Annotated in this window: 17 protein-coding genes; 14 read left to right on the top strand and 3 right to left on the bottom strand. The window is 66.7% G+C overall.

Features of this window, described 5'->3' with window-relative positions:
* Positions 1–52 precede the first annotated feature (52 nt).
* Both HUU99_RS00760 and HUU99_RS00755 read right to left on the bottom strand, forming a co-directional pair.
* On the bottom strand, positions 53–1936 hold the full coding sequence (locus HUU99_RS00760) for a 2-oxoacid:acceptor oxidoreductase subunit alpha (protein ID WP_174284651.1): 1884 nt from the start codon (positions 1934–1936) through the stop codon (positions 53–55).
* A 2-nt stretch (positions 1937–1938) separates the two neighbouring features.
* Complete coding sequence (locus HUU99_RS00755; RefSeq protein WP_174284650.1) at positions 1939–2943, bottom strand: histone deacetylase family protein; 1005 nt, start codon at positions 2941–2943, stop codon at positions 1939–1941.
* 74 nt (positions 2944–3017) lie between these two features.
* On the opposite strand from HUU99_RS00755, the gene HUU99_RS00750 reads away from it, so the two are divergent.
* The 8 genes from HUU99_RS00750 (at position 3018) to HUU99_RS00715 (ending at position 10065) form a co-directional block, all read left to right on the top strand.
* Positions 3018–4046, top strand: a complete 1029-nt coding sequence (locus HUU99_RS00750) for an alpha/beta hydrolase (RefSeq protein ID WP_174284649.1) — start codon at positions 3018–3020, stop codon at positions 4044–4046.
* Positions 4043–4558, top strand: coding sequence for an RNA pyrophosphohydrolase (locus HUU99_RS00745; protein WP_174284648.1), 516 nt, complete (start codon positions 4043–4045; stop codon positions 4556–4558). Before HUU99_RS00750 ends, HUU99_RS00745 begins: the two co-directional genes overlap by 4 nt.
* 15 nt (positions 4559–4573) lie before the next feature.
* Positions 4574–5506, top strand: coding sequence for a DUF481 domain-containing protein (locus tag HUU99_RS00740; protein ID WP_174284647.1), 933 nt, complete (start codon positions 4574–4576; stop codon positions 5504–5506).
* A 39-nt stretch (positions 5507–5545) separates the two neighbouring features.
* Positions 5546–6751, top strand: a complete 1206-nt coding sequence (locus HUU99_RS00735; protein ID WP_174284646.1) for a hydrolase — start codon at positions 5546–5548, stop codon at positions 6749–6751.
* Positions 6748–7764 (top strand): arginine N-succinyltransferase, encoded by a 1017-nt coding sequence (locus tag HUU99_RS00730; RefSeq protein ID WP_174284645.1) that lies wholly within the window; start codon positions 6748–6750, stop codon positions 7762–7764. The genes HUU99_RS00735 and HUU99_RS00730 overlap by 4 nt, the downstream gene beginning before the upstream one ends.
* On the top strand, positions 7764–9008 hold the full coding sequence (locus tag HUU99_RS00725) for an N-succinylarginine dihydrolase (protein ID WP_174284644.1): 1245 nt from the start codon (positions 7764–7766) through the stop codon (positions 9006–9008). Before HUU99_RS00730 ends, HUU99_RS00725 begins: the two co-directional genes overlap by 1 nt.
* A gap of 65 nt (positions 9009–9073) precedes the next feature.
* Positions 9074–9292, top strand: coding sequence for a hypothetical protein (locus HUU99_RS00720; protein WP_174284643.1), 219 nt, complete (start codon positions 9074–9076; stop codon positions 9290–9292).
* A 41-nt stretch (positions 9293–9333) separates the two neighbouring features.
* A complete protein-coding gene (locus HUU99_RS00715; RefSeq protein WP_174284740.1) occupies positions 9334–10065 on the top strand; it encodes a 3'(2'),5'-bisphosphate nucleotidase CysQ in 732 nt (243 codons plus the stop codon).
* Between the two features lie 100 nt (positions 10066–10165).
* Here the strand turns inward: HUU99_RS00715 and HUU99_RS00710 are convergent, their stop codons facing one another.
* Entirely contained in the window at positions 10166–12205 is a 2040-nt protein-coding gene (locus tag HUU99_RS00710; protein WP_174284642.1) for a M3 family metallopeptidase, read from the bottom strand.
* Positions 12206–12403: 198 nt separating this feature from the next.
* Between HUU99_RS00710 and HUU99_RS00705 the strand changes: the two genes are divergently transcribed.
* From HUU99_RS00705 to HUU99_RS00680, 6 genes are all read left to right on the top strand, one after another.
* A complete protein-coding gene (locus HUU99_RS00705) occupies positions 12404–13915 on the top strand; it encodes a hypothetical protein (RefSeq protein ID WP_174284641.1) in 1512 nt (503 codons plus the stop codon).
* Positions 13916–14040: 125 nt separating this feature from the next.
* A complete protein-coding gene (pstS, locus tag HUU99_RS00700) occupies positions 14041–15075 on the top strand; it encodes a phosphate ABC transporter substrate-binding protein PstS (protein WP_174284640.1) in 1035 nt (344 codons plus the stop codon).
* Between the two features lie 67 nt (positions 15076–15142).
* On the top strand, positions 15143–16108 hold the full coding sequence (pstC, locus tag HUU99_RS00695; RefSeq protein WP_174284639.1) for a phosphate ABC transporter permease subunit PstC: 966 nt from the start codon (positions 15143–15145) through the stop codon (positions 16106–16108).
* A gap of 10 nt (positions 16109–16118) precedes the next feature.
* Positions 16119–16976 (top strand): phosphate ABC transporter permease PstA, encoded by an 858-nt coding sequence (pstA, locus tag HUU99_RS00690; protein ID WP_174284638.1) that lies wholly within the window; start codon positions 16119–16121, stop codon positions 16974–16976.
* 11 nt (positions 16977–16987) lie between these two features.
* Positions 16988–17848: a phosphate ABC transporter ATP-binding protein gene (locus HUU99_RS00685; protein WP_174284637.1), complete on the top strand. Its 861-nt coding sequence runs from the start codon at positions 16988–16990 to the stop codon at positions 17846–17848.
* Between the two features lie 134 nt (positions 17849–17982).
* Positions 17983–18507: a gamma carbonic anhydrase family protein gene (locus HUU99_RS00680; protein WP_174284636.1), complete on the top strand. Its 525-nt coding sequence runs from the start codon at positions 17983–17985 to the stop codon at positions 18505–18507.
* The last annotated feature ends 83 nt before the right edge of the window (positions 18508–18590 follow it).

The following is an 18590-nucleotide window of genomic DNA, read 5'->3' as shown; positions in this document are numbered from 1 at the left end:
TCCCGGCACGCGGCCGTCCAAAGTTTACGAAGTTTACGGTAGTACGCAAAATCTACGCCCCCGCACCGTCGAAGAAACCGTCGATCGCCGCCTCGATCTCGGCGATCTTGAACGGCTGGCCGCTGACCTTGTTCAGCGGCTTCGCATCGACGAGATACTGGTCGCGCAGCACGGTCTTCAATTGCCCCGTATTCATTTCGGGGACGAGGATATGCTCATATCCGCGCAGTAGGACAGCCATATTGTGCGGCATCGGCCAGATATGGCGGATGTGGATGTGGTGGACGTCGAGGCCCCGCTTGCGCGCGCGCCGCACCGCCTGGTGGATCGGCCCGAAGGTCGATCCCCAGCCGACGATCGCGAGCGCGCCCGACGTCTCGCCCAGTTCGACCTGCTGGTCGGGCACGACGATATTGTCGACCTTGGCCTTGCGGATGTCGGTCATTTCCTGGTGGTTGGCCGGGGCATAATCGATATTGCCGGTGCCGTTCTTCTTCTCGATCCCGCCGATACGGTGGAGCAGCCCCGGCGTGCCCGGCTTCGCCCAGGGACGCTTGAGCGTGTCGGCGTCGCGCGCATAGGGAAGAAACCCGCCCGCGGGCTTTTCGGTCGCGAAGGTCACGGGAAACGGCACGTAAGTGCTCATGTCGGGCACCTTCCAGGGCTCGGCGGCGTTCGCGATATAGCCGTCGGTCAGGATCATCACGGGGGTCATGTATTGCGTCGCGATCCGCACCGCCTCGATCGCCACGTCGAAGCAATCCGCCGCCGACCGCGCGGCGATGACCGGCATCGGCGCGTCGCCGTTCCGTCCGTACACCGCCTGATACAGGTCCGATTGCTCGGTCTTGGTGGGAAGCCCGGTCGACGGGCCACCACGCTGCGAGTTGACGATCACCAGCGGCAATTCGGTCATGATCGCCAGCCCCATCGCCTCGCCCTTCAGCGCGATGCCCGGACCCGAGGACGAGGTGACTCCCAGCTGCCCCGCATAGGATGCGCCGATCGCGGACGCGATCGCGGCGATCTCGTCCTCCGCCTGGAAGGTGGTGACGCCGAATTCCTTCAGCCGCGACAGGCTGTGCAGGATCGCGGACGCCGGTGTGATCGGATAGCCGCCGAAGAACATCGGCAGCCCGGCGAGCTGTGCGCCCGCGACGAGGCCCAGGCTGATCGAATCCGCCCCCGTCACCGTCCGCCACAGCCCCGCCTCGACGGGTGCGACACCGACATGGTGCTGCTTCATCGGGCCGGTCAGCTCGGCGGTCTCGCCGTAAGCATGGCCAGCGTTCAGGGCCGCGATGTTCGCCTCCGCCAGCGTCGGTGCCTTGGCGAACTTGGCGGTCAGCCAGTCGACGATCGGCTGTCGGTCACGGTCGAACATCCAGAGCGCGAGCCCGAGCGTCCACATGTTCTTGCAGCGAAGCGCTTCCTTGTTGCCGAGACCGAACGGCTTGACCGCGTCGAGCGTCAACTGGCTGATGTCGAAGCTCATCAACTGCCACTTGCCGAGCGAGCCGTCGGTCAGCGGGTTGGCGTCGTACCTGGCCTTGGCGAGGTTGCGGTCGCCGAATTCGCCCTCGTCGGCGATGATGAGGCCGCCGGGGCGGAGCGCATCGACATTGGTCTTCAGCGCCGCCGGGTTCATCGCGACCAGCACGTCGAGTTCGTCGCCTGCGGTCTCGATCGCGGTCGAGCCGAAGTTGATCTGGAACGCCGACACGCCGAACAGCGTGCCCAGCGGCGCGCGGATCTCGGCAGGGAAATCGGGGAAGGTCGCCAGATCGTTGCCTGCGAGCGCCGTGGAGAGCGTGAACTGCCCGCCGGTCAGCTGCATGCCGTCGCCGCTGTCGCCCGCGAAACGGACCACGATCGACTCGGACGGCGGATGGGCTGACGCCTCGGCGGGCGTCACTTCATGGGCGGCGGTGGCCATCATTATTCCTGTGAGACTATCGAATTCGCACACCCTCTATGCCCGGGATGCACGGGAACCAAGTTAGAATGATCCGGGTGGGAGACAAGCGGGGGTTGGGGTCGGGTATCGACCGCGAGCGCCTCGCCCAATGTCAGGATCGCCGCGACGTGCCGCCGCGCGACCTCCAGCGTGTCGTCGCCATAGCCGCCGCCGACCGTGCTGGCGAGCGGAATGCCACGCTCGCGGACCAGCCGTGCCACCAGATGTTCGCGCTGCGCCAGTCCATCCAGCGTCAACGCCAACCGCCCCAGCCGATCGCCTCCGAACGGGTCCACTCCGGCCTGGTACAGGATGATCTCGGGCCGCAATTCGTCGAGGAACGGCACCAGCGTTTCCTCCAGCGTGATGAGGTAGGTGGCGTCTTCCACGCCGTCCGCCAACGGCACGTCCAGCGTCGATCGCGCCTTTCGCGCGGGAAAATTCTTCGCCGCATGGATCGAATAGGTCGCGATCCCTGTGCGGCCGGCGAGCAGCGAGGCCGTGCCGTCGCCCTGATGGACATCGACATCGACGACCGCGACACGCGCCACGACGCCCTCCTCGATCAGACGCACCGCCGCGATCGCGAGATCGTTGAACACGCAATAGCCCGCCCCCGTCGCAGCCAGCGCATGGTGGCTGCCGCCTGCGCTGTTCGCCGCGAAGCCACGCTCGAGCGCCAGCTGCGCCGCGAGCCACGTGCCGCCCGGCACGACCTGTGCACGGCGCGCGACCGTATCGGTCACCGCGAAGCCGATCCGCCGTTCCTTTTCGCGCGGCACCTGCGCGGACAGCACTTCGCCGACATAGTCCGCGTCGTGCACCGCCTCCAGCCAGCGGCGCGGCATCGGTTCGGGTTCGTGCCACGCGATCCGATCTCCCTCGTCACGCAACAGATCGCGGATCGCGCCGTTCTTGCCCCAGCGATAGCTCGATCGCACCGGGGTCTCGAACACGTAATCGGGGTGATGGACGATAGGGATCACGGAGCATAGGTAGCGATGAAGGACCGATCGCCCAAGCAACCGACATCAAGAGCGACGGCAAAAGGAGAGTGCGCATGACGGATACGCTGATCGATGTCCCCACAACGAAGCCTGCCGAAACCACGCCCTATGTGCGGCCGGATGTGCGCGGCTTCCTAGCGTATCTCAACAGCGTGCCCGGCCCCAAGATGCACGAGATGGAGGCACCGGCGGCCCGGCAGGTGTATCGGGCGATGAAGGACGTCGCCGATTTGCCGGTCGGCGAACTCGGCGCGATCGTCGATCTGAATATTCCCGGCCCCGCAGGCGCGATCCGCGCGCGACTGTTCGATGTCGCGGCGACTCGGGTGCCCGGGCCGGCGATGATGTTCTTCCATGGCGGCGGATTCGTGATCGGCGATATCGACACGCATGCCAGCGCCTGCGCGGCGATATCGCGCGGGCTGGGCATGCCGGTGATCTCGGTCGATTATCGCCTGGCACCCGAATGCCCCTGGCCCGCCGCGCCCGAGGATTGCGAGGCGGCATCGCGCTGGGTCGCGGGAAGCCCGGCTGCGCTCGGACGGACCGTGACGGGCCTCGTCCTGTGCGGCGACAGCGCCGGGGGCACGCTGGCGATCACGACCGCCATGGCATTACGCGACGAACCCGCCGCGGTACCCGTCATCGTCCAGGCCCCGCTGTATCCCGCCGCCGATGCGATCAAGGAATATCCGTCCTATGCGCAGTTCGCGGAGGATCATCTTCTCACGCGCGCCGGCATGGAATGGTTCATGGCGGCGTATCGACCCGATGCGACGCACTGGCGCGCATCGCCCTTGTCGGGTGATCTGACCGGCTTGCCACCCGCCGTCATCGTTACCGCCAGCCTCGACCCGATCCGCGACCAGGGCCGCGCCTATGCCGCCGCGCTGATCCGGCACGGCGTGCCCGTGGTGTACCGCGAGGCGGCGGGCAACGTGCATGGCTTCCTCAGTCTGCGGCAGGCGATCCCGTCGAGCCAGGGCGACGTCGCCGGCTTCCTGGCGGCGGTCAAGGCGATGGTCGCCGAGGTCGAAGGCGCGCGGGTATCGGCGCAGGCCGCAGGCGGGATCGGCACATGATCGACCCCGCCACCCTGCCCTACCGCCCCTGCGCGGGCATCATGCTCCTCAACCGGCAGGGGCAGGTTTTCGTCGGGCAGCGGATCGATTCGACGCCCGAGGCGTGGCAGATGCCGCAGGGCGGGATCGATCCGGGCGAGGACGCACGCGATACCGCGGTGCGCGAACTGCGCGAGGAAACGGGGATCGCGCCCGAACATGTCGAACTGATCGCGACCGCGCCCGCGGATCTGAGCTACGACCTGCCGTCCGAGATGGTCGGCAAGGTCTGGAAGGGCCGATATCGCGGCCAGCGGCAGCGGTGGTTCCTGTTCCGGTTCCTGGGCACCGACACGGACGTCGATATCGCGACCGCGCACCCGGAGTTTCGCGCGTGGCGCTGGATCGATCCGGACGACCTTCCGCACATGATCGTGCCCTTCAAGCGCGATCTGTACCAACAGGTACTGGCCGTCTTTCGGCCCCATCTCGACGCAGCCGCCGCCGGGACGGTTCCCAACCGCGGCGGCTGACGGTAAGGCCGGCACGTGTCGCTGTCCTTGCCTGCGCTGGTCCTGATTGCCGCCGCGCCGATCCCGGCGGCGACCGCGCATAATCCGGGCGGCGCGCCGGATCAGACCGACGTGCCGATCCCGGAGGCGATCCGCGCGATGCTGGATGCGGCGATCGCATCGGGCAACGACACCGACGTTGCGACGATCGTCAAATATGCCCGTACCGCCGACCCGCTGAGCGGCGACGCGGTGTCCGCCATCGCGCAGGCATGGCGGACCGACCGCGACCGCCAGCGCGCCGACCGGATCCGTGAGGCGCGGTTCGTCGATCTATGGACCGGCAAGGCCGAGCTGGGCGGTTTCCTGACCACGGGCACGTCGGATACCAAGGGGCTGACCGGTGCCTTGTCCGCCACGCGCGAGGGCATTCTCTGGCGCCAGAAATTCCATGCGCAGATCGATTATCAGGAAAGCCTCGGCATCACGACGCGCGAGCATTTTCTTGCCTCGTACGAGCCGAACTACAAGCTGGACGAGCGGGCCTATGTCTACGGCGCGTTCAGTTATGAGAGCGATCGGACCCTGGGATTCTACGATCGTTACTCCGGATCGGTCGGGCTTGGTTACAGCGCGATCAAGAAACCTGCCATGTCGCTCGATATCGAACTCGGCCCCGGCTACCGCGACACCGGCTTCACCGACGACACGCGCCAGAGCAGCATCGCCGCCCGCGGGACGCTGGATTTCAAATGGCATCCGCTGTCGGGCGTGACGGTCAGCCAGGCGGCATCCGCCTATGTCCAGCGCTTCGACAGCACGCTGGGCGGTACGACGGCGCTCACCGCGAAACTGATCGGGCCGTTGTCGGGGCAGCTGTCATACAATATCCAGTATGAAAGCGAGCCGCCGGTGGGGTCGTCCGGCACCAACACCACGACACGCGCCGGGCTGGTCTACAGCTTCTGACGCTTTGCGCGCGCGCGTCGCGGACGATAGGGTCCGGCGATGACGCTTTCCGCCACCGAGACCGACGCCGTCGCCGCGCTCGACGCCGAAGCGATGCTGGCTCAGGTCGAGACATGGGCGGCGATCAACAGCGGCACGGGCAACCTGTCCGGGCTGGCGACGATGGCGGCGATGTTGGGGGACTCGTTCGCTATGCTCCCGGGAGAGATACGGCTGGTCGATCCAGTGCCCGTCGAAACCATCGCTGCGGACGGACGCGCCGTGGCGCTCGACCATGGCCGGCACCTGACGCTGTCGGTTCGCCCGGACGCGCCGGTGCAGCTGCTGCTCACGGGGCATATGGACACGGTGTACCCGGCGGATCACGCGTTCCGGACGGTCGCACGGATCGACCAGGCGACGTTGGGCGGTCCCGGCGTCGCCGATATGAAGGGCGGGTTGGCGGTGATGCTTGCGGCATTGCGCGCCGTGGAGACGACGCCGCTGGCGGCGCGGATCGGTTATACCGTCGTCGTCAATTCGGACGAGGAGACGGGGTCGCTGTCCTCCGCCGCGCTGCTGGCCGAATCCGCGCGCGGCAGACTGGCCGCGCTGACCTACGAACCGGCCTTGCCCGACGGCACGCTTGCCGGTGCCCGCGGCGGAACGGGGAATTTCTCGATCCTGGTCCGGGGCCGCAGCGCGCATGCCGGGCGCAACCCGGAAGACGGTCGTAACGCGCTCGTCGCCGCGGCCGATCTGGCGCTGCGGTCGAGCAGGATGGCGGGCGCTGGGCTGACGGTCAACCCGGCACGGATCGATGGCGGCGGGCCGAACAACGTCGTGCCCGACCATGCGGTGCTTCGGATCAATTTCCGCCCCGCGGACGCCGCCGCGATCGACCGTGCACGCGCGCTGCTCGACGCCGCCGTCGGCGCGGTCGCGGCGGACCACGACGTTGCCGTCACCGTCCATGGCGGCTTCAACCGGCCACCCAAGTCGATCGACGCCGACGCCGCGCGGCTTTTCGCGCTGGTGAAGGATGCGGGCGCGGATCTGGGTCTCGACATCGGCTGGCGCGCGACGGGCGGGGTGTGCGACGGCAACAACATCGCCGCGGCCGGCATACCGGTCATCGACACGATGGGCGTCCGTGGCGGCGCGATCCATTCGCCCGACGAATTCATGCTGATCGACAGCCTGGCCGAACGCGCCGCCTTGTCCGCGATCACCATCTGCCGCCTCGCCGAGCGGGGCCGGTTGTGAGCTTCCGGATCCGTGCCGCGAAGGACCGCGATCTGGCGCATCTGTACGAGATGGCGAAACTGACCGGCGGTGGTTTCACCAACCTGCCGGCGGACCGGCGAGCGCTGGAGGCCAAGCTGGACCGCAGCCGCGAGGCGTTCGCGCGCGACGGCGATACCATCGCCGACGAATTGTTCGTGCTGGTGCTGGAGGACATGGCGACGCGCGAAGTGCGCGGCACGTGCCAGATCTTCACCCAGGTCGGGCAGACGCACCCCTTCTACAGCTACCGCATCGGCATATTGACGCAGCACAGCTGCGCGCTCGATCGCACGTTCCGGGCCGAGATGCTCACCCTTGCCACCGATCTGGAAGGGTCGAGCGAGGTCGGCGGGCTGTTCCTTCACCCGGGGGAGCGCGCGGGCGGATTAGGGCTTTTGCTGGCGCGCGCGCGCTATCTCTTCATTCGAATTCACCGCGCGCGTTTTGCCGATCGCATATTGGCGGAGCTGCGCGGGGTGATGGACGAAACCGGCGGGTCGCCCTTCTGGGACGGGCTGGCGGGCCGGTTCTTCGCGATGAATTTCCAGGATGCCGACAGCTTCAACGCCATGAACGGCCACCAGTTCATCGCCGACCTTATGCCCAAGCACCCGATCTATACCGCGATGCTGTCCGACCATGCGCGCGCTGCGATCGGTTTGCCGCATCCATCGGGTCGGGCGGCGATGCGGATGCTGGAGAACGAGGGGTTCGCGTTCGAGAATTATGTCGACATCTTCGATGGCGGCCCGACCATGACCGCACGCACCGATCGCGTCGCGACGATCGCCAATGCGCACGAGCGCACGATCCTGGCGGTGGATGGCGAAGGCGGCACCGAATCGCTGGTCGCGACCGGCCGGCTGCAGGATTTCCGCTGCGCCTACGGCAAGGTGCAGGTGGCCGGCGACGGGATCGCGATCGACGCGGAGGGTGCGGCGGCGTTGAGCGTCGGCACCGGCGATGTCGTCCTGCATATCGGCCGGTTGTGATGGCGATGGTGGAGATCAATTTCGACGGGATCGTCGGTCCGAGCCATAATTATGCCGGGCTGGCACCGGGCAATATCGCCGCCACGCAAAATGCCGGCGCGATCTCGCGTCCGAAGGCGGCAGCGCTGCAGGGGCTGACCAAGATGCGCGCGGCGATCGACCTCGGGCAGGTTCAGGGCATCCTGCTGCCGCACCCGCGCCCGAACCATCGCTGGCTGACGTCGCTGTCGACCGATTACGATGCCGCGAGCGCACATCTGCGCGCGCAGGCGCTGTCCGCATCGGCGATGTGGGCGGCGAATGCAGCAACGGTATCCCCGGCGGCGGATACCGTGGACGGCCGCTGCCACCTGACGGTCGCGAACCTGATGACGATGCCGCATCGCAGCCACGAATGGCCGGCGACGCTAGCGCAGTTGCGGCTCGCCTTTGCCGACCCGGCGTTCGTCGTGCATCCGCCGGTGCCCGCGCCGTTCGGCGACGAAGGGGCGGCCAACCACATGCGGCTCGGCGCGCCGGGTGCGGCGGGCGTGGAGATCTTCGTCTACGGCGCGTCCGGCGGCGTCTTCCCCGTACGCCAGCACCGCGAGGCGAGCGCGGCGGTCGCCCGCGCCCACGGCGTGAAAACGGCGCTGTTCGTCCAGCAATCCATCGAGGCGATCGCGGCAGGGGCGTTCCACAACGACGTGGTCGCGGTGTCGGACGGCGATGTGATCTTCGCGCATGAACACGCGTTTGCCGACCGGGTGCGTTTCTACGCCGATCTCAAGAGTGCGTATCCGGCCGTCGCGATCGTCGAGGTTCCGGCCTCCGCGGTATCGCTCGACGATGCGATCCGATCGTATCTATTCAACGCGCAATTGCTGTCGACCGATCGCGGAACGACGCTGTTGCTGCCCGACGAAGCGCGCGAGAACCCGCGCGTCTGGCGCTGGCTGGGGACGATGGTCGCCGGGAACGGCCCGATCCGCCGGCTGCGGACGATCGACGTTCGCGAATCGATGGCGAATGGCGGCGGCCCGGCGTGCCTGCGCCTGCGAGTCGCCGCCGACCCGGCGACGATCGATCGGCGCTTCCTGGTCGACGAGGCGAAGATCGGCCGGATCATGCGGATCGTCGAGGCGCATTGGCCCGACGCCATCGACCCGTCCGCGATCGGCGACGCGGCGCTCATCGCGCGGATCGAACGGGCGCGGGCGGCGTTGCTCGAGGCGCTGGACCTTGTCGGGTTAATTGACAGCTAACCATATCCTTCAATCCCGGATCGGCGGAAATCCGCAATCGGCACGCGCTTTGCTGAGCCTCCGTCATGTGGATCAAACTCGCCAGGCTGTTCGTCATCAAGACCAAGTTCGAGGCCTTCCTCGTGATCTACGGGCTTGGTGCCGGGGCGGTGGAACGCGGGTTTCACTATATGCAGCAATATCCCGGCTGGGGCGGACGCATGCTGTTTGCCGCCTGCCCGATCGCGGTGTTCATGGCGGGCGCGCGTATCCTCGACTCGATCGAACGCGCGGGGGCGGATTGACCCTCTCGCCCGGCGCGGCCGGTCGTGGCATGATCGCCGACATGGAACCGACGGACGCCGCCATCGCCCGCATGATCGCCGACGAAGCGGGGGCGTTGCTGCTCGACCTGCGCGCGCGCGGCGGGTCGGGCAAGGCGCTGGGCGATGCGGGGGATCATGCGGCGAACGCGTTGATCCTCGGCCGGCTTCGCGCCTTGCGGCCCGACGACTTCGTCTTGTCCGAAGAAGCACGCGACGACTCGGCGCGCTGCGCGGCGCGGCGGGTGTGGATAGTCGATCCGCTGGACGGGACGCGCGAATATGCGGGCGGACGCGACGACTGGGCGGTGCATGTCGGGCTGGCGATCGATGGCGTCGCCGTGGTGGGCGCGGTCGCGCTGCCGGCGATGGGGCGAAGCTATGCGACCGACGACGCTCGCGCCGGGCGGGGAGCGGAGGGACGCCCGCGGATGGTCCTCAGCCGCACCCGCCCGCCCGCGATCGCGTTGGCCGTCGCCGAACGGCTGGGGGCGGACATGATCGCGATGGGATCGGCAGGCGCGAAGGCGATGGCGGTCGTTTCGGGGGATGCGGACATCTATCTGCACGACGGCGGCCAATATGAATGGGACAATTGCGCGCCCGCCGCGGTGGCGGTCGCGGCGGGGCTTCACGCATCGCGGATCGACGGATCGCCGCTCGTCTATAATTGCCGCGACCCGTTGCTGCCGGATCTGCTGATCTGCCGCGCGGAATTCGCGGACGCGGTGCTGGCGGCGGTGCGGGAGGGATAGCGCGAGGTCCCTTCTCCTGCGAACGCAGGAGCCCGGGGCCAAAAGCGTTTCGCCTCGACACCTGGGTTCCTGCTTTCGCAGCAAAACATGGTACCAACGACTAGGCCGCCAGCCCGTAATGCCTGAGCAGCGCATCCGGCTTGGCGGCACGCCCCCGATAGGCCGCAAAACTGTCCGCCGCCGGTCGACTCGCGCCGCGCGACAGGATCTCGCGCCGAAACACGTCACCCGCCGCCGGGCCGGCCTCCGCGAACCCCTCGTACGCGTCCGCCGACAGCAATTCCGCCCACAGGTAACTGTAATAGCCCGCCGCATAGCCGCCGGCGAACACGTGGCCGAACGCATTGGCGAAGCGCGACCATTCAGGCGGTGCCATCACCGACACCTCCGCCCGAACTTTGGCGAGCGTCTGCTCGACTTGCGCGCCGACCGCGGGGTCGAAATCGCGGTGAAGGCGCAGGTCGAAGGTCGCGAATTCGATCTGGCGAAGCAGAAACAGACCCGCCTGGAACCGCCGCGCGCCGAGCATCCTGTCGTACAGATCGTCGGGCAGCGCCGCGCCGGTGTCGACATGTCTCGACACTTCGGCAAGCGTCGCCTTGTCCCAGCCGAAATTCTCCATGAACTGGCTCGGCAATTCGACCGCATCCCATTCCACCGACGATATGCCGCCGATCGACGGCAGGTCGACCTCGGTCAGCACGTGGTGAAGCACGTGGCCGAATTCGTGCAACAACGTCAGCACGTCGTTGTGGCTCAGCAAGGCCGGCCGATCGGGTGTCGGCGGCGCGAAGTTGCACGTCAGATAGGCGACCGGCGTATGAGTCCGGTCGGCGTCACGGAAACGCGGTCGGCAGACGTCCATCCACGCCCCGCCCCGCTTGCCGCCGCGCGCATGCAGATCGAGATAGACCCCCGCGAACGGCACGCCGGACACGCCGACCAGGTCATAATATAAGACGCTGGCGTTCCAGACCGAAACGCCTTCGCGTGCGATCAGACGCACGCCATACAGCCGCTCGACCAGCGACCGGACGCCCGACAGGACATGCGGCAACGGGAAATACGCCTTGATCGCTTCCTCATCGAGGCCATGGCGCTGGCGGCGAAGGGCTTCGGCCACGAAGCCCATGTCCCAGGGCATCAGCGTGTCGATTTCGAATTCCGTCTTCGCGAACGCACGCGCGTCCGCCAGATCCGCCTCCGCCAACGGGCGCGCACGTCGGGCGAGATCGGCGAGGAACGCCAGCGCCTCGTCCGCGGACTGCGCCATCTTGGTCTCGACCGAGCGTGCGGCGGCATCGCTAAAGCCGAGCAGCTGCGCGGATTCGTGACGAAGCGCCACGATCTGCGCGATTCGCGCCGCGTTATCGAATTGCGGGCTGTCGGACTGGTCCGATGCCCGCGTGTTGTACGCGCGGTAGACCCGCGCGCGCAGATCGCGGTCGGTCGCATAGGTCAGTATTGCCTGAACGCTTGGCTGACGAAGCGTCACCAGCCAGCCGTCCAGTCCCTTCTCGACGGCGTAGCTTCTCAGGATGGCAAGCGCCGAGGGTGGCACCCCGGCAAGCGCGGCATCGTCGATCACATGCTCGCTCCAGGCCTCGGTCGCGTCCAGCACCGCATTGCCGAATTCGGTGCCGAGCCGGCTGAGCGTCGTCCCGATCTCGCGGAACCGCGCCTGTGCGTCACCTTCCAGCGCGACACCCGACAACCGAAATCCGCGGATACCGAGTTCGACGGCGCGACGATCGGCCGCGGGCAGGTCCGGAAAACCGGCACCATCGGCAACGCGAATCAGCGCGGCGTACAAATCGCGATTCTGACCGGCGACGGCGAAATATTCGGACAGCATCGCCTGCGCCTGCGCATGCGCGGCGCGAAGGTCCGGCGTATCCGCGACGCCGTGGAGATGCCCGACCGGCGACCACCCGCGGCTGAGCGTGAAATCCGCGCGTTCGCTTGCGAGCACGACATCGCCAAAGCCGCTCGCACCCGAAGTCGTGATGCGATCGACCGCTGCGCGGTGATCGTCGACCAGTGCCGTGACCGCGGGAACGACGTGCTCCGGTCTGATCGCGGCGAAATCGGGCAGGTCGGTATCGGTCAGCAGCGGATTGCCAATCGGGGCGTCGGTCATCGGTGTCCTCGAATCGTGTTCGTGCCGGAATGTAGGGGAGCGGACGGCGCGGTGCGAGGTCGCGGACACGGCAAGTGCGGCTTAAGAGACACATAGTTTTGCTGACTTAAAACTTTCACATAACTGTCCGAGAAGAGTCACAAGGCCCGACTAGCGGCTCAATCGACCGGCGACGGGCCGGCATCCAAGGGGGACCCCATGACCGTGAAGACTTCTCTGCTCGCCGGAGCCGCCGTGCTCGCGCTCACCGGCGCTGCTGGCGCAGAGGCGGCACCCGTTCGTCACCACGCGCACCACGCTGCCGCCCGGCCCGCCGCCAACAAGAGCGAGATCGATGCGCTGAAGGCGCAGGTCGCCGAACTCACCGCGCGGCTCGACGCGCAGGAAGAGGCGCAGCGCGCGACCCAGGCCCAGGCGTCGGTCGCCCAGACCCAGGCCGCCGACGCGACCGTGAAGGCGGATACCGCGCAGTCGACCGCGCTCGCCGCGCAGCAGGCCGCGCCTGCTCAGGTCGCCGCTGCGATCGGCAAGCTGCCCAAGCCCAAGCCGAGCTGGGCCGATTCGACCGTGCTGTCGGGCCGCATGTATTTCAACTTCAGCAACATCAACCAGCTGAACAACGGTGCCCGTCAGGGCAATGACGGCACCGGGTTCGATATCAAGCGCTTCTATTTCGGCGTCGATCACAAGTTCAACAACGTCTTCGCCGCCAACCTGACGATGGATGTCTCCAACGTCGTCGGCAACACGTCGAACTACAACTTCCCCGGCGCGCAGTCGAACGCAGCGACCAGCATCACGGTGCCCGCCACCTGCGTGACCGGCACCGTTGCGTGCACCGTCACCGTGCCCGCCCAGACGATCAACAACAACCTCGCGCTCGTCGGCCGCGGCTTCTACATCAAGAAGGCGTATCTCGAGGCGAAGCTGTCGCCTGCGCTGATCATCCGCGCGGGTTCGGCGGACACGCCATGGGTGCCTTACGTCGACAACCAGACCGGCTATCGCCACATCGAGAATTCGCTGATCGACCGTACCGGCTACGGTACCTCGGCCGATTGGGGCATCCACGTCCTCGGCGACATGTTCGACAAGATCGTGTCGTACCAGGTGTCGGTGATCGACGGCGGCGGCTATCGCAACGTGAAGGTTACGAACTCGGTCGATTTCGAAGGCCGTTTGTCGGCGCAGTATGACGGCTTCTTCGGTGCGGTCGGCGGCTATAGCGGCAAGCGGGCGACCAACGTCCAGGGTCTGGTCCTGCCCGCCGGGCTGACCAATCTCCACACCGCGACCCGGCTTGACGCGATGGTCGGCTACAAGGTCGCGCTGCTGACCGTGTCGGGCGAATATTTCCACGCCAAGGACTGGAACAACGTCGCGACCGTCGCGGAAGACAAGACGAGCGGCTATTCGCTGTTCGCCAGCGTCGCTCCGATCCCCAAGTGGAGCGCCTTCGGTCGCTTCGACTGGGTCAAGCCCACCGAGCTGACCGACAACGCGCTGCGCGACCATTATTTCAACATGGGCCTGCAATATGAGCCGGTGAAGATCGTCGATCTGGCGCTGGTCTACAAGCGCGAGGCGGTCGACAACGGCCTGCTCGCCACGCAGAACGGCACGATCGGCGGGGCCAATGCGGCGGGCCTGCTGACCGGCGGGCGTGGCACCTACGACGAAATCGGCCTGTTCGGCCAGCTGCGCTTCTAGGTTCAAGCGCCAAACGCTCGAAGGCTCGCGAGGAAAGTCCCGCGAGTCTTCGAGTTGTAACATCCACACGTCATGAACAAATCATCACCCGGGGCGCTCGACCGCGTCCCAGACGGAGTTCGGCTATGTACAGGAAACTCACCCTGGCGCTCGCAGGCGTCGCGATCACCGGCGCTGCTATGGCGACCGATATCTCGGGCGCAGGCGCGACCTTCCCCGCCCCGGTCTATGCGAAGTGGGCAGAAATCTACAAGGCTCAAACCGGCCAGGCGCTGAACTATCAGGCGATCGGCTCGGGCGGCGGCATCAAGCAGATCAAGGCGAAGACGGTCGATTTCGGTGCCAGCGACAAGCCGCTGAAGCCAGAGGAACTGTCGGCAGCGGGGCTGTACCAGTTCCCGACCGTCGTCGGCGGCGTCGTGCCGATCATCAACCTGCCCGGCCTCGCCGCCGGCCGGATCAAGCTGAACGGCAAGATCCTGGGCGACATCTACATCGGCAAGGTCAATCGCTGGAACGATCCCGAGATCCAGGGCGTCAACCCGCAGCTGAAGCTGCCGGGCACGCCGATCACCGTCGTCCACCGCTCGGACGGGTCGGGTACGTCGTTTCTCTATACGTCGTTCCTCACCATGACGAACCCGGAATGGGCGTCCAAGGTCGGCGCGAGCGACTCGGTCCAGTGGCCGACGGGTCTTGGCGGCAAGGGCAATGACGGCGTCTCGGCCTTCGTGAAGCAGACGGTCGGATCGATCGGCTATGTCGAATACGCCTATGCCAAGCAGAACCATGCCGCCTATGCGCTGGTCTGCAACAAGATGGGCAAGTGCCCCGTGCCCGACGCCGCGGCGTTCTCGGCCGCCGCTGCCGGCGCGCAGTGGAGCAAGGCACCCGGCAACTACCTGCTGCTGCTCAATCAGCCGGGTGCGAATTCGTGGCCGATCACGGGCGCGACGTTCATCCTCGTCTATCGCAATCAGGCCAACCCCGCCAATGGCGAAGCCGTCCTGAAGTTCTTCGACTGGGCGTACAAGAGCGGCGACGCCGAAGCCGCGAAGCTCGATTACGTCCCGCTGCCGGCATCGGTGAAGGCGCTCGTGCGGCATCAGTGGGCGGCGATGATCCAGTCGGGCGGCAAACCGGTCTACGTCTCGCGTTGATCCTGCCCTGACGAATGCGGGCGGTCTTTCGGACCGCCCGTTGTCTGCGCCTGACAAAGAGGTAATCGTGGCCGTCGCATCCACCGCCGCTGGCGGCCCCGCTCCCCGCGAAGTCGCCGATCGCGGCGCTGCCCAGGAGGCGATATTCCGCACGCTGTGCGCCACCGCGGCGACACTGCTGCTCGCGACGCTTGGCGGGGTGATCATAAGCCTGATCATAGGCGGCTGGCCGATCATCCGGAGATTCGGCTTCGGGTTCCTGACCAGCACGACCTGGGATCCGGTAGGCGACGTCTATGGCGCGGCGGGTCCGATCGTCGGCACGCTGGTGACCGCGTTCCTGTCGCTGCTGATGGCGCTGCCGCTGGCGACGGGGATCGCGGTATTCCTCGTCGAATTCTGCCCCAAGCGCGCGGCGCGACCGATCGCGATCGCCATCGAACTGCTCGCCGGCATTCCCTCGATCGTCTACGGCATGTGGGGGCTCTTCGTCCTCGCGCCCTGGTTCGCGCAGCATGTCCAGTTGCCGCTCATCATGAGCGCCGCGCCGGGATCGTGGCTGGAAAAGATCGTCCAGGGCACACCCAACGGCGCGAACATCATGACCGCGTCGATCATCCTGGCGATCATGATCCTGCCTTATATGGCGGCGGTCTTCCGCGAATTGCTGCTGACCGTCCCACCGCAGGTGCGAGAGGCCGGCTATGGGCTTGGCTGCACCCCGTTCGAGGTCATGCGCTCGATCGCGATCCCCTATGTCGGCAAGGGGATGATCGGCGTCATCATGCTCGGCCTCGGCCGCGCGCTCGGCGAGACGATGGCGGTGACGTTCATCATCGGCAATTCGCACGGCTTCCCGCACGGGCTGTTCGACAGCGGCTCGACGATCGCATCGACGATCGCCAACGAATTCGCCGAGGCGACCGGCGAGATGCATACGTCGGCGCTCATCGCGCTCGGGCTTGTCCTGTTCCTCATCACCTTCGCGGTGCTCGCCACGGCACGCGCGCTCCTCGCGCGCAACGATCGATAGGAGCCGCGACATGGCCCAGCCCTCCGCACGCACCGCGCGCTCGCAGCGGCGTCGCTTCGTAAACGGCGTGTTCGTCGTCGCGTGCGGCGGCGCGGCCGCCATCGCGCTTCTGATGCTCGCGTTCATCCTGTGGTCGCTGGTGTTGAAGGGTATCGGCGGGATCGACCTCCAGCTCTTTACGATGACCCAGCCCGCCCCGGGCTCGCAAGGCGGCCTGGGCAACGCGATCGTCGGATCGCTGCTGCTGTGCGGGCTCGGCATGGTCATCGCGCTGGTCATCGGCATTCTGGCCGGCACCTGGCTCAGCGAATATGGCGGCCGTACGCGATACGGGCACACCGTCCGCTTCCTGAACGACGTGCTGCTGTCCGCGCCGTCGATCCTGATCGGGTTGTTCGTCTACCAGATCATGGTCGCGCATGTGGTCGGCCATTTTTCTGCGCTGGCCGGGGCGGTCGCGCTCGGCATCCTCGCGATGCCCGTCGTCACGCGCACGACCGAGGACATATTGTCGCTTCAGCCGACCGCGCTACGTGAAGCCGGGATGGCGCTCGGCGCGACTCGCGCGTTCGTAACGCGCAAGATCGTATGGCGCGCCGGGCTCGCAGGGCTCGTCACCGCGGGGCTTCTGGGCTTCGCACGCATTTCGGGCGAAACCGCGCCGCTCCTCTTCACCTCGCTCGGCAACCAGTTCTACAGCACCAGCCTGACGAAGCCGATCGCCAGCCTGCCGACGACGATCTTCCAGTTCGCGCTGAGCGCCTATGACGATTGGCAGCAGCTCGCCTGGTCGGGTGCGCTGCTGATCGCGGCGTTCGTCCTCGCCATCAACATCGCCGGCCGCGTGCTGGCACGGGAAAGCCGCTGATCATGGATATGATGACCGATCCCACCGCCTCCGAACAGGCGATGACGGTGCCGTCGAAGGAAAGCCTGATCCTGGAGGCGCGCAAGCTCGACTTCTTCTACGGCAAGACACAGTCGCTGTTCGGCGTCGACCTGCCCGTCGAATGCAACAAGATCACCGCGCTGATCGGTCCGTCGGGATGCGGCAAATCGACACTGCTTCGCGCGATCAACCGGATCTACGAGCTCTATCCCAAGCAGCATGCGACGGGCCGGATCCTGCTCGACGGCATCGACGTGATGGCGGACCGTGCCAGCATCGCGCGGTTGAAGGCACGCGACGGCGAGGTCGAGGTCACCCAGTCGAAGCTCGATCTCGCGCATCTGCGCGCGCGGATCGGCATGGTGTTCCAGAAGCCGACACCGTTCCCGATGTCGATCTACGACAATATCGCGTTCGGCGTGAAGCTGTACCGCAAGCCTTCGCGGTCCGAGATGGACGGCATCGTCGAGCGGGCATTGAAGCGTGCGGCGTTGTGGGAAGAGGTGAAGGACAAGCTCAACACCTCCGGCCTCGGTCTGTCGGGAGGCCAGCAGCAGCGGCTGTGCGTCGCGCGGGGGATCGCGATCGATCCCGAAATCCTGCTGCTCGACGAACCGGCGTCCGCGCTCGACCCCATCTCCACCGCGAAGCTGGAGGAGACGCTGACCGAGCTGAAGCGCGAACTGACGATCGTGATCGTCACGCACAATCTGCAGCAGGCGGCGCGGCTGTCGGACCATACCGGATTCATGTTCCTCGGGCGGATGGTCGAATTCGGCCCCACCGCCGATTTCTTCGCGAACCCGCGGCTGAAGCGGACGCGGGATTATGTGACCGGGCGGTTCGGCTGAGCCGGCCGTCACCCCGGGCTTGTCCCAGGGTCCAGGGCGACGAAGGACATCGCCCGTGGCCCTGGATGCCGGCACGAGGCCGGCATGACGGGGGTAGGGAATGCGGCTATCGCGGCGGCGAAAGGACCCATTCCATGCCACTCTACGAACTCGCCGGACAACGCCCCACACTCGGCACCGATGCCTGGGTCGCACCCAGCGCGGACCTGATCGCCGACGTCGTGTTGCATGACGAGGCCAATATCTGGTTCGGGGCCGTGATCCGCGCGGACAACACGCGGATCGACATCGGCGCGCGCACCAACGTGCAGGAGGGTGCGATGCTGCATTCCGATCCGGGCGCGCCGCTGACCATCGGCGAGGATTGCACCATCGGCCATCACGCTATCCTGCACGGGTGCACGATCGCCGACCGTGTGCTGATCGGGATGGGCGCGATCGTGCTGAACCGCGCAGTGATCGCCGCTGACTGCATCGTTGGTGCCGGCGCATTGGTGACCGAGGGCAAGACGTTTCCGCCCGGCAGCCTGATCGTCGGCAGTCCGGCGCGCGCGGTACGCGAACTGGATGCGACACAGCGCGTGATGCTGCCGGTGTCGGCGGCGCATTATGTGGCGAAAGCGAAGGCGTGTGGGGCTGGGTTGGTTCGCTTGGACTAACGCCGTCTTGTGCTCCTGCGAAAGCAGGAGCTCAGGATCACAGGCTTAGACCTCCACTACTCTGGGCTCCTGCTTTCGCAGGA

It is taken from the genome of Sphingomonas bacterium, assembly GCF_903642285.1.
In the GTDB taxonomy this organism is placed as follows: Bacteria; Pseudomonadota; Alphaproteobacteria; order Sphingomonadales; family Sphingomonadaceae; genus Sphingomonas.
This window is presented reverse-complemented; position numbering and strand designations above follow the sequence as displayed.

Excerpts from the sequence above, each read along its gene's own strand:
- HUU99_RS00760 (WP_174284651.1), bottom strand. The coding sequence starts at position 1,936 with ATGGCCACCGCCGCCCATGAAGTGACGCCCGCCGAGGCGTCAGCCCAT.
- HUU99_RS00750 (WP_174284649.1), top strand. The coding sequence starts at position 3,018 with ATGACGGATACGCTGATCGATGTCCCCACAACGAAGCCTGCCGAAACC.
- HUU99_RS00745 (WP_174284648.1), top strand. The coding sequence starts at position 4,043 with ATGATCGACCCCGCCACCCTGCCCTACCGCCCCTGCGCGGGCATCATG.
- HUU99_RS00735 (WP_174284646.1), top strand. The coding sequence starts at position 5,546 with ATGACGCTTTCCGCCACCGAGACCGACGCCGTCGCCGCGCTCGACGCC.
- HUU99_RS00725 (WP_174284644.1), top strand. The coding sequence starts at position 7,764 with ATGGCGATGGTGGAGATCAATTTCGACGGGATCGTCGGTCCGAGCCAT.
- HUU99_RS00720 (WP_174284643.1), top strand. The coding sequence starts at position 9,074 with ATGTGGATCAAACTCGCCAGGCTGTTCGTCATCAAGACCAAGTTCGAG.
- HUU99_RS00715 (WP_174284740.1), top strand. The coding sequence starts at position 9,334 with ATGGAACCGACGGACGCCGCCATCGCCCGCATGATCGCCGACGAAGCG.
- HUU99_RS00710 (WP_174284642.1), bottom strand. The coding sequence starts at position 12,205 with ATGACCGACGCCCCGATTGGCAATCCGCTGCTGACCGATACCGACCTG.
- HUU99_RS00705 (WP_174284641.1), top strand. The coding sequence starts at position 12,404 with ATGACCGTGAAGACTTCTCTGCTCGCCGGAGCCGCCGTGCTCGCGCTC.
- pstS (WP_174284640.1), top strand. The coding sequence starts at position 14,041 with ATGTACAGGAAACTCACCCTGGCGCTCGCAGGCGTCGCGATCACCGGC.
- pstA (WP_174284638.1), top strand. The coding sequence starts at position 16,119 with ATGGCCCAGCCCTCCGCACGCACCGCGCGCTCGCAGCGGCGTCGCTTC.
- HUU99_RS00685 (WP_174284637.1), top strand. The coding sequence starts at position 16,988 with ATGACCGATCCCACCGCCTCCGAACAGGCGATGACGGTGCCGTCGAAG.
- HUU99_RS00680 (WP_174284636.1), top strand. The coding sequence starts at position 17,983 with ATGCCACTCTACGAACTCGCCGGACAACGCCCCACACTCGGCACCGAT.